The sequence below is a fragment of the Amycolatopsis sp. NPDC033938 genome (assembly GCF_055575975.1).
Window position 1 is genome coordinate 1 of sequence record NZ_JBVIRO010000046.1, and the last position, 1,364, is coordinate 1,364.

General features: G+C 67.4%; 1 protein-coding gene. It reads right to left on the bottom strand.

What is annotated here, in order from left to right; all coding sequences use genetic code 11:
- Nucleotides 1–1,310, bottom strand: a 1,310-nt coding sequence (gene tnpC, locus ACZ5ZX_RS41670; protein WP_465507528.1) for an IS66 family transposase, incomplete at its 3' end; no start/stop codon positions are given.
- Nucleotides 1,311–1,364: the final 54 nt, after the last annotated feature.

A 1,364-nucleotide genomic window follows, 5' to 3' on the forward strand; every position in this document is an offset into this window, starting at 1 on the left:
TGGGTGCGCCATCCGCCGGAGATCTTGAGTTGGGTTTTGGTCATGCGGATGTCGCGTTCGGCCTGGTTGTTGGTGAAAGGAACAGTCAGGTCGAACGCGAACCGCAGGACGTCGCCGCGGTATTTCTCGAGTCGTTCGAGCAGACGGCGGGCTTGGGATTGGGTGGGTCTGCCGCCTTTGGGGTGGCCTTGATGGTTGCGCGGGTGCAGGTCCAGGCCCGCTTGGACGTGCGTGTCGTAGCGGCTGGTCAGCGGGGTGAGGACCTCGTCCGGGATGGTGTCCAGGTCCAGCTCGCGGGCGGTGTGGGCGGCGGCGTTGAGTTCATCGAGCAGGTCGCTGAGTCCGGCCGGCCAGGTTTGGTCGCGATAGGTTTCGGCCGCGGCCTGGAGTTCGCGCTGGTGGTGGGCGTTGCAGAGCGCGTGGGTGAGGTCGTAGGTGCGGTAGGAGTGGTAGCCGTCGTGGACCGCGACACCGGTGAACCCGTCCAGGATCCCGAACGCGTCGATCGCCTCGCGGCCGCGTTTGTCGTGCAGGTAGTAGACGGTCAGCCACGTGGTGCTGGCCGAGTGCAGCCACCGGTTCTTGCTGAGCACCCGGATGCCGGTCTCGTCGAAATGTGCCACCGGCGCCGCCCGCACCGCGGCCCGGGTCGTTTCGACGAACGGCTCCAACTCGGGTGCGACCCGGCCCAGCACGGAGCTGACCCAGCCGGTGGACACCGCCATACCGGTCACCTCGGCCAGCAACTCAGCGGCACGAGAGATCGGGATGTGTTGATAGGTCAGCAGATACGCGGCCAGCGCGGTCAGGTTCGGGCCATAGCAGGCCGGGGCGGTCGCCTCGACGGGTGCGGGCGCGGTGGTGAGCACCCCGCACCGGCAGCGCCGCTGATGCATCCGGTGCTCGGTCACCACGGGTGTGATCTCAGGCAGGTCGTGAACCTGACGCCGCACCACACCCACGTCCGGACGATGCCGCAACCCGTTTCCGCAGCCGCCGCATGCCGCCGGGACATGGTCGACCACCGTGTCCGGATCAGCGACCAGCGTCAGGCTCATACCCGCCGCTCCGGGCTGTTTCCCCTGCCCACGACCGGTTTTCCGCCGCAGCGACTTCGGCGCAGGTTTGACATACACGTCCTGCGACGGCGGTTTCGACGAGTTCCGCGACGTGGTCTTCAGCTGCCGCTCCAGCTCCCCCACCCGCGCGGTCAACCGCTCCACCTCGGCCTGCAACACCCGGATCGTCTCCGCCTGCGCGACCACCAGCGCGGCAAGCTCGTCATACGACGGACGCTCACTCCCGGACACCCGGCAATCATCGCAGAACAACGATCACCGGATGACCAGGACCTGACTAGTTAC